Genomic DNA, 9,151 nt, shown 5'->3' with positions numbered 1-9,151 from the left:
CGCGCTGCAACAGCTCCTGCAGCTTTTCCAGACTTTGGCCGTCCGCCGTGTTCGCGGCATACGACTGTTCCAGCTCCGCCGCGCACGCCGAAAGGGCGTCCATGCCCAGTGTGGCCGCGACGCCTTTCAGGCTGTGGGCCGTCCGGTTGGCCTCATGCCATTGCCCGGCGGCGCTCAACTCCGCTAGAGTTTGCGGCATGTGGGCGTAGCGCCGGATAAAGTTTTTCAGCTGTTTCACCAGCAGCTGCTCGTCGCCGCCCACATAAAACAGCCCTTTCTCCCAGTCAAAGATCGTCCCGGCATCGGCATCCGCCGAAGCCGGACAGCCCGTGTCGTGGTCCGCCGCGTGCGCCGCCTGTGCGCGCGGCTTTACCCATTTGATCAGGATCCTGGCCAGCACATCGGGGTCTATGGGCTTGGTGATATGATCATCCATGCCCGCGCCCCGGCTTTTTTCCTGATCTTCCCGCATGGCGTGGGCCGTCATGGCGATGATCGGCGTTGGTTCCGCGCCGTCCTCGGCTTCCTGCGCGCGCAGGCGCCGCGCCGCCTCCAGGCCGTCCATGACCGGCATCTGGATGTCCATGAAAATGATGTCGAATGTTTTCGCCTTGCAGGCATTGACGGCATTGAGCCCGTTTTCCGCCAGGGTCACGTTCATGCCCATGCGCTCCATCAGGTTGCTTGCCACTTCCTGATTGATTTCATTGTCTTCCACCAGGAGGACACGGGCGCCGCGCCGCTGGGAGAGTGCATCGTCCTCGGCCCCATCCATGACCGCGAGGCTCGGCGAGACGGGATTTTTGCCCAGAACTTTCAGGATGGCGTTCCAGAGCGTCACGGGATTCACCGGTTTGACCAGAAAGCCCGCGAAATGCAGATTTTCGCCTTTTTCCCGGTAAGCCTCCAGCCCGTGCGCGGAAATCATCAGCAGATGCGGGATGCTCTCCAGCGGCAGTTTATGGATATTGTCGGCGACTTCCATGCCGTTCATGCCCGGCATCTTCCAATCCAGCAAAACCAGGGAATACGGCGTATCGGCTTGGGTCGCCCGCACAAGGCAATCCAGGGCCTCCTGGCCGGAACCGACCGTATCCACACGGAATCCGAAGCGGATCAGGATATCCTGGAGAATGGTCCGCGCCGCCTCGCAGTCATCCACCACCAGAAGGCGCTCCGCGCCCGCCGGGTCCGGAGCGTCCCATGCGTGCCGGATCGGCCGATAAGGGAGCGTCAGACTGAAAGAGAACGTGCTGCCTTTGCCGGGTTCGCTGCGCACCTCAAGCTCGCCGCCCATCATCCGTACAAAGCGCTGACAGATGACCAGGCCGAGTCCCGTCCCTCCGTATTTGCGGGTGATGGAGCCGTCGGCCTGTTCAAAGGGCTTGAACAGGCGCGCCAGCTCTTCCGCCGTCAGGCCGATGCCCGTATCGCTCACGGATATGCGCAGGGTGATCGTGTCCGCGCTCCGGCCCGCTTCTTCCATGCACAGTACCACCCGCCCTTTTTCCGTGAACTTGACGGCATTGCCCAGAAGGTTGGTGAGCACCTGCGTCAGCCGCAATAGATCGCCTTCCACAGCGACAAAGGCGTTGGGATCCACGTGAAAAAGCACTTCGATATTTTTGCCGCCCACCAGGGCTCCGCACAGATCGCTGAGATTTTCCACCAGCTCCTCTAAGGCAAAGGCTTCGTTCTGGAGCGTCATTTTTCCGGCTTCGATCTTGGAGACATCCAGGATGTCGTTGATGATGCCCAGAAGCCCGCGCCCGGCTGAAAGGATTTTGCGCAGATAATATAGCTGCTTGTTTTCGTGGGTGGTTTGCAGGCAGAGATAGGTCATGCCCAGTATGCCGTTCATGGGCGTGCGGATTTCGTGGCTCATGCGCGCCAGAAAGTCGCTTTTGGCCCTGGAGGCTTCCTCGGCCTGTTTTTGGGCCGCCAGAGCGTTCTTTTTTGCCTCGCGCAGCTCCGAGGTGCGCTGCTCGACTTTGCTTTCCAGGGTGGCGGCAAAAACGCGGAGTCTTTTCTCAGCCCTGTCGCGCCGGGCGATATTCTGGAGAAGCGCATGGCCCCCCCAGAGAAAAAGCAACAGCACGACCACGCCCGCCGTGGAAAAACCCGCCAGCAGCGTTCGTTTGATGGCCGCATCGCCGGTGGACATGCGGCTGGTGGCCACTTCCGAACTGATGCCCCCGATGATGTCGTCCACTTTGTAGCCCTGCGTCGTGTGGCAGGCCAGACAGCTTTGCTCCACCCTGAGTGCGGCCATGTAGCGCAGGGTTTCGCCTTTTTCCGGGTCTTGGCTCAGGATAAAATATTCCTTGCCGCCGCGCCGTTCGATGTCCCCCAGCGCGGCGGCTTCCCAGGGAAGGGCCCGGTTGGCCGGGTTGACGGGCTTGGCGCTGACGATCCTGCTGGGAATATCGCTGTGTTCGCGCCAGAGTTCATGTACCAGGCGCGTCACATAGGCCGGATTCATCCTGGTGATCCGCATGCCGCCGGGCAGGGTGAAGTCGCGTCCTGCTTCGGGCAGCCAGGGATTGGGCGGCGTTGCCGGGGTCACCGGCGCGTAGATGCCGCCCAGACCTGCGACCCATTTGCGCAGGATGATGTCCTTGTCCGAAGCGGTCTGCGCCAGCAGATGGCTGCGCCGCTCGGCCTGCCCGCGCAGGAGGCCGGATATTTCCAGGTAGACGAGGCTGATGCCCATCAGGATGCCCAATCCCAGCAGGCCGAAGATCAGAAAAAAATTGCGCTGGTTCCGGGAAAGACGCTTCAACGTGTCAATGGAAATTGCCATGCGCCCTGCTCCTGGCACTGCTTGTGGAATATTTCCAAGCGGTTGCATCTGAAATTATCAGAAAAGCAAACGCCACGGCGTAAAACTTCCATTGAAGACGGGTGTCCGGCTTGTGCGCGGGGACGTCGGGATGGAAGCCGCGTTCCGTGAGCCCGCAGTCCAAGGCCAAGCGCATGGCTTCCTCCTTGCGCGCGGTAAAAAAGGCGGGAAGCAGACAAGCATGTTGATCAGCGCGGACGGGCAAAGAATTGCCCGTCCGCTGAGGGGGACATGATTGCTTTCCCCCGGAGGGGCGGGTAAGGTTTGGCGTGCTGCTGTCCGACACCTTTAACCGCTTGCGAGTCGACGCTAACTTTTATAATAGCCATAGTCAATATAAAAATATCTATTCGGCTTTAAAAGGCGGCGCAGGCCGTGGTCCATGCGCTGGATCAGGGTTCCGTTTCGGTTCGCGGACGAAACTGCTGGAAGTCTATGACCATCGGAGAAAGGCTGAAACTCGTCCGAGGCGGTGCTTCCCAGGATGAATTCAGCAAACGGCTCGGCGTGAGCAAGGCGGCGGTAGGCGCATACGAGCGGAATGTCCAGGTGCCCGGATCAGCTTTTATTATAGCTGTATGCGAGCGCTATAATATTGAACACCGCTGGCTGCTGACGGGTGAGGGGGCCATGCGCCCAGGCGCGGAGGCTGCCCATGCCGCTTCGGACACGTTACCTTCTACAGCCGCTCTTCCCGGAGTGGTGGAGGCAGGTTGCGCGCGCTGTCTGAAGCTGGAGGAAAAGCTGAATCGGACGGAGCTCCAGCGGGACGACGCCGTGGAACAGCTTCGCCGAATCTGGGATGAAAACTGCCAGCTCTGGCGGCAGAATGCGGACCTGCGTGAACGCCTGGCCCGTCTGGAAGAGCGTTTTATCGGCAAAGGGCCTGTGGAGTTTTCTGAACGAGCCGGTTGAAGCGGCCCGCCGGAAGCGTCTGCTATGAGGCTCGCCCGGATCAGGGACGGCGTTTCCCGGCTGTGCTTGCTGCGGCTTGCCGTTTAGCGCCGAAGACGCTATTGCTCTGCCTGCGCGATTCCGTTTCGCCGCTCGCGCGGCGGCGTAAGGAGATTTCTGTATGCCGAAAAACGCGGCTCTTATTCTGGCGGCGGGCAAGGGCACCCGCATGCACTCTGACCGGCCCAAGGTTTTGCAGACGATTCTGGGCGAGCCCATGCTGGCCTATGTGCGCGCGGCCCTGCGGCCGTTTTTTGCTGAAGATGTCTGGATGGTGGTGGGACACCGGGCCCGGATGGTGGAGGCGGCATTTCCGGACGCCCGTCTGGTTTTCCAGACCGAGCAACTCGGCACGGGGCACGCCCTGATGCAGGCCCTGCCCGCGCTGACCGAAGCCGGATGTACCCATCTGCTGGTGGTCAACGGCGACGCGCCGCTGCTCTCTGAAGCCCTGGTGCGCGATTTCCTGGCCGAGGCCGCGGGCGCGGATCTGGCCTTTGCCACCATCGTGCCGGACAATCCCGGAGCGTACGGCCGGGTGGTGCGCAAACTGGGCCGGGTGATCGGCATCGTGGAGGCCAAGGATTATGATCCGGCCCGCCACGGCCCGGAAAGCGGCGAAGTCAACGCGGGCATGTACTGGCTCAGTCTGGCCGCCGTGGAGACGCTGCTGCCGCGCCTGAACAACGACAATAAGAGCGGCGAATATTACATCACGGACATCATTGGCCTGGCCGTGGCGGAAAATTACACGGTGCGCGGCGTGGAATGCGGCCGGGACGACAGCCTGCTGGGCGTCAACTCCCCGCTGGAGCTTTCCCGCATGGAAGAACTGCTGCGCGCCCGCACGGCGGAACAGTTGCTGGCCTCGGGCGTGATTCTGCACGCGCCGGACTTGGTCCGGGTGAGTCCCCTGGTTCGGGTGGAGCCCGGCGCGGAACTGAGCGGCCCCTGCGAAATCTGCGGCCGGACCGAGATCCGGCGCGGCGCATCCGTGGCCTCGCACTGCGTGGTGCGCGACTCCCTGATCCGCGAGGGCGCGGAAATCCGCTCCTTTTCGCATCTGGAGGATGCTCGTGTGGGCGAGGGCGCGCTTGTGGGGCCTTTTGCGCGGCTGCGCCCCGGCGCGGAACTGGAAGCCGACTCCCACGTGGGCAACTTCGTGGAGCTGAAAAAGGCCCGCCTGGGCAAGGGGGCCAAAGCCAACCACCTCAGCTATCTGGGCGACGCCCGGGTCGGCGCGGGCGCGAATATCGGCGCGGGCACCATCACCTGCAATTACGACGGCAAGCACAAGTATCAGACCAACATCGGGGAAAAAGCCTTTATCGGCAGCAATACCGCCCTGGTGGCCCCGGTCAGTGTGGGCGACAACGCCCTGGTGGGCGCGGGTTCGGTCATCACCAAGGATGTGCCTAACGGCGAAATGGGCATAGCCCGTGGGCGGCAGAAGAATTTGCCCCGCAGGGGATAGCGGGATGGCGTGGCGCTGTGGCGCAAGGGGCTGGCTGTCGCCATCCGTAACGCCCTTTGGGCGTAACGGCTGCCGCAGCCCGTGGGCGACAGAAGAATTTGCCGCGCAGGGGATAGGGCAAAATAACTTTGAAAAGCTGATCTGCTCCAGGAGAGCGCGCCGTGTCCCATGTGCGCCGCGTGACGCCATTCCGCAATCTTTCCCGCACATCTCGCCGCTGCCCGCGAAGCCACGGGCGGCGGCTTTTTTTATCCGTCCGGGTCATCCTTTCTTGCCAAGGTCGGGGGGCGGTGCTATCTAAAAGTCATGGAACTTCTGGAGCAGCTTGAAGCGCGGGTTGCGGAGCTTTTGGCCCGCTTGGACCGCCTCAGGGCGGAGAATACACGTCTTCGTGCCGAAACCTCCGCCATTGTGGCGGAAAAGGCCGTTCTGGAAGAGGAAAACCGCAAGCTGCATGACTCTCTGGCGCAGGAAGAAAATCTGCGCGTCGAAGCGCTCAAGCGCATTGACGCCCTGCTGCACAGGATTCAAGAGCATGACAGCGTTGAGTAGGTTTTTGTGAGTCAGGAAAACATCAACCTTACTGTTCTCGGGCTTGATATCGCATTCAAGCCGGGTGCCGACATGGAGCGGGTGCAACGTGCCGTGCGGTTGGTGGAAGAACGGTTTGCAGACCAGAAACTGAGGTCCCACGGAGGGCAAAGCAAGGATATTCTGCTGACCTTCCTGGCCCTTGGACTGGCGGATGATCTGTTGCAGTCGAAGAAAAAGCTGGGTGATGTGCAGAATCGCATCAATTCCCTGCTTTCCAAAATAGAGGAGTCCGTGTAGACTCTTTTGACGATTTCCCTGGGGTGTGCGTGATTTATGTCTCGGTGCTAACCTGACAAGCATAAAAATGGGTGCCGTCTCTGCTTTTTGTGTGCATGCCCGCTTTACGCGGGAAGCCTGAGAAAAGCATACGGGTGCCCGACCTGGGAAACCAGGTTCTGCACCGCAGACATGACACGGCGCTCTGGGGATTACGCCAGTGTTTCCTACGGATTGTTCATAACGGGCGGATTTATTTCGGGCCGCCCTCTTCGCGCAACGCATCTCTCGTGCCGGTATCCTCCGGCAGCCAGCCACAGGGTTCAAGCTCTCCGGGCAATCCGCTGCGGCGGTCGCGGTTTTTCGCGTCTGCCGGTGTCTGCCGGGCGACATGCCCGTATTCATAAAGAGAGGCTGGTTTCATGGATCTTTTGTTCATTTTCGCGCTTGCGGCGGCCGTCCTGGTGGGGGTGTCGGCCGGCGCGCTGGTTCACCGCCGGGTGACTACCAAGCGCATCGGCGACGCCGATGAGTTGGCCAAGCGCATTGTGGAGGAGGCCCGTAAGGAGGCCCAGGCCCAGAAAAAGGAGATTTTGCTCCAGGGCCAGGATGACTTGTTCAATCAGAAACGCGAACTGGAAAACGAATTCAAAGAGCGGGAACGCGACGTCAAAATCCGGGAGCGCAAGCTGGACGAGCTGGGCGGCCGCCTTGAGGAAAAAATGGAAAAGGCCACCGAGAAGGAGCATGAGCTCTTGAGCACGGAAAAGGATCTGGCCCGCAAGGAACGCCAGTTGGCCGAATCCGAGGAATTTTTGCAGACCCGCATTGAGGAGCAGGAGCAGCGGCTGGCCCAGATCGCGGGCTTCACCGCCGAGGAGGCCAAGACGCGCCTTTTCTCGGAAATTGAGGCGAAAACCCGCCACGAATCGGCACGGATGATCCGCCAGATCGAAATGGAAGCCCGCGAGACAGCCGACCGCAAGGCCAAGGAAATCCTCTGCAACGTCATTCAGCGATATGCCGGCGACTATGTGAACGAACAGACGGTCACGGCCGTGCCCCTGCCCAGCGAGGACATGAAGGGCCGGATCATCGGCCGGGAGGGCCGCAATATCCGTGCTCTGGAGGCCGCCACCGGCGTGGACCTGATCATTGACGACACGCCGGAAACCGTCATCCTCTCCGCCTACAGCCCCCTGCGCCGCCAGGTCGCCAAGATGGCTCTGGAGCGCCTGATCCAGGACGGCCGCATTCATCCGGCCCGCATTGAGGATATCGTCCAGAAGTGCGAGCAGGAGCTGGACACCCAGGTGCGCGAAGTGGGCGAACAGGCCACTTTCGACGCCGGAGTGCACGGCATTCATCCTGAAATCGTGCGTCTGCTCGGGCAATTGCGCTACCGCACTTCCTTTACCCAGAACGTGCTCCAGCACTCGCTGGAAGTCTCCGCGCTCTGCGGCATGATGGCCGCCGAGCTGGGCATGGACGTCAAAAAAGCCAAGCGCGCCGGTCTGCTGCATGACATCGGCAAGGCCGTGGACCATGAGGTGGAGGGGCCGCACGCCCTGATCGGCGCGGATCTGGCTAAAAAGTATAACGAAAGCCAGGAGATCATCCACGCCATCGCCGCCCACCACGAAGATCAGCGGCCCTCCACGGCCCTGGCCGTGCTGGTGCAGGCCGCGGACTCCATTTCCGGGGCGCGGCCCGGCGCACGCAAGGAATTGCTGGAGAATTACGTCAAACGCCTGGAGGATCTGGAAGGCATCGCCACCAGCTTCGACGGCGTGACCAAGGCGTACGCCATCCAGGCCGGGCGTGAAATCCGGGTCATGGTCAATTCCGAAAACGTGGACGACGACACCACCTACATTCTCTGCAAGGATATCGCGGAAAAGATCGAAAAGAATCTGACCTATCCCGGCCAGATCCGCGTCACGGTCATCCGCGAGCGGCGGGCGGTGGGCTTCGCCAAATAGGCTGACTGTTTCTTTGTATCCGCCCGTAACCGCCCGCCGGTGCGGCATATGCGCAGTCGCTTGCTCGCATGCCGCACCGGCGGGCTTTTCAGGGCAATTTCATTTTGAAAATGTGTAACTGTTCCGGCGCCATGCTCTGGACGCAGCGGCGCGTAACATGAACGGTGAAGTGCGCTGAGATGAGCGGATTTTTCTTCTGGTTCGGTTCGTTTGATCTGGCGGCCGCTTTCCTGCTGGCTGCCGCCGCTTCCTGCCGGGCCCGTCTTTTCGGCGGCCACGTGAGCGGAGCGGCGGTGCTTGGCTGCTTGTGCGGCCTGGCCGGTCCCCTGTTGCGGGAGTGCCTGGGCGGCGGCTCCGGCGCGGAATTGCTCGCCTCGGGCGCTTTCTTGGGCGCGGTGGTGGCGGGTGCCCTGGCCGGGGCCGGGCTGGCCGGGTTGCGGCGCCAGGGCGCGGGCCTGTTTTTCTGGCTGGACAGTCTGGGCCTGGCCCTTGCCGCTTGCCTGGGGGCCATGCGCGGCCTGACGCTGGGGCTGGGCGCGGCCGGCGCCCTGGTATTGGGGCTGCTGGCCGGTCTGGCTCCCGGCCTGCTGCGCGACATGGCCCTGGGCGACACCGCCCGCGCCGTGGAAGAGTCCTGGTACGCCACGGCCGCCGCTCTGGGCGGCATGCTGACCATCGGTCTTGCGCGGTTGCCCTGGCGGCCCTCGGGCTGGGCGCCGTCCGGCGCGCAATGGGAATATGCCTGCATTGCGTGCGGCGTTCTGCTGGCGGCGGCGTTGCGCTTCTGGCGCGGGCGGCGCAATCCGGACTAAAATTTGCTGCCCTTAACTCCATGCCGTGCGCGGTTTTTCGGGGCTTTTCGGGCTGCTGAGCAACTTTTTTGTAAAAAGTCGTTGACAGATGGGATGTGGATGGATATCTTCCACTTCCCGCGACTGAACAACACCTTTGGGCCTTTTGAGGCCCCGGCGAAAAAACTTCGCCGGAACGAAAAAAGTTGTTGACACGGTCAAGGGTATGGTGCATAAATCTGCACCGCGCCGCCGAGAAGGGCGGCAGGGGGCGGAGGCCCTCGGGTGGTTCATTGAC

The 9,151-nt window shown here is 61.9% G+C and carries 7 protein-coding genes and 1 other RNA gene; 7 read left to right on the top strand and 1 reads right to left on the bottom strand.

All coding sequences use genetic code 11. The features are described 5' to 3' along the window. The coding region (locus KH208_RS14390; RefSeq protein WP_291437438.1) for a response regulator at nucleotides 1–2,803 on the bottom strand (2,803 nt) is incomplete at its 3' end. Nucleotides 2,804–3,277: 474 nt separating this feature from the next. Here KH208_RS14390 and KH208_RS14385 point away from each other — a divergent pair. From KH208_RS14385 to KH208_RS14355, 7 genes are all read left to right on the top strand, one after another. After that, a complete protein-coding gene (locus KH208_RS14385; RefSeq protein ID WP_291437437.1) occupies nucleotides 3,278–3,757 on the top strand; it encodes a helix-turn-helix transcriptional regulator in 480 nt (159 codons plus the stop codon). A 160-nt stretch (nucleotides 3,758–3,917) separates the two neighbouring features. Continuing rightward, on the top strand, nucleotides 3,918–5,270 hold the full coding sequence (gene glmU, locus KH208_RS14380) for a bifunctional UDP-N-acetylglucosamine diphosphorylase/glucosamine-1-phosphate N-acetyltransferase GlmU (protein ID WP_291437435.1): 1,353 nt from the start codon (nucleotides 3,918–3,920) through the stop codon (nucleotides 5,268–5,270). A gap of 306 nt (nucleotides 5,271–5,576) precedes the next feature. After that, nucleotides 5,577–5,822: a cell division protein ZapB gene (zapB, locus tag KH208_RS14375; RefSeq protein WP_291437434.1), complete on the top strand. Its 246-nt coding sequence runs from the start codon at nucleotides 5,577–5,579 to the stop codon at nucleotides 5,820–5,822. A 6-nt stretch (nucleotides 5,823–5,828) separates the two neighbouring features. Continuing rightward, complete coding sequence (gene zapA / locus KH208_RS14370; RefSeq protein ID WP_291437433.1) at nucleotides 5,829–6,101, top strand: cell division protein ZapA; 273 nt, start codon at nucleotides 5,829–5,831, stop codon at nucleotides 6,099–6,101. A 12-nt stretch (nucleotides 6,102–6,113) separates the two neighbouring features. Next, nucleotides 6,114–6,296, top strand: a non-coding RNA gene (ssrS, locus tag KH208_RS14365) — 6S RNA. Nucleotides 6,297–6,502: 206 nt separating this feature from the next. Further along, nucleotides 6,503–8,062, top strand: coding sequence for a ribonuclease Y (gene rny / locus KH208_RS14360; RefSeq protein WP_291437431.1), 1,560 nt, complete (start codon nucleotides 6,503–6,505; stop codon nucleotides 8,060–8,062). A 179-nt stretch (nucleotides 8,063–8,241) separates the two neighbouring features. Further along, nucleotides 8,242–8,874 (top strand): TRIC cation channel family protein, encoded by a 633-nt coding sequence (locus tag KH208_RS14355; protein ID WP_291437429.1) that lies wholly within the window; start codon nucleotides 8,242–8,244, stop codon nucleotides 8,872–8,874. Nucleotides 8,875–9,151 lie beyond the last annotated feature (277 nt).

Source organism: Desulfovibrio sp. (assembly GCF_018379785.1).
Lineage (GTDB): Bacteria > Desulfobacterota > Desulfovibrionia > Desulfovibrionales > Desulfovibrionaceae > Desulfovibrio.
This window is presented reverse-complemented; position numbering and strand designations above follow the sequence as displayed.

Coding starts and splice junctions, on each gene's coding strand:
- KH208_RS14385 (WP_291437437.1), top strand. CDS start 3,278: ATGACCATCGGAGAAAGGCTGAAACTCGTCCGAGGCGGTGCTTCCCAG.
- glmU (WP_291437435.1), top strand. CDS start 3,918: ATGCCGAAAAACGCGGCTCTTATTCTGGCGGCGGGCAAGGGCACCCGC.
- zapB (WP_291437434.1), top strand. CDS start 5,577: ATGGAACTTCTGGAGCAGCTTGAAGCGCGGGTTGCGGAGCTTTTGGCC.
- rny (WP_291437431.1), top strand. CDS start 6,503: ATGGATCTTTTGTTCATTTTCGCGCTTGCGGCGGCCGTCCTGGTGGGG.
- KH208_RS14355 (WP_291437429.1), top strand. CDS start 8,242: ATGAGCGGATTTTTCTTCTGGTTCGGTTCGTTTGATCTGGCGGCCGCT.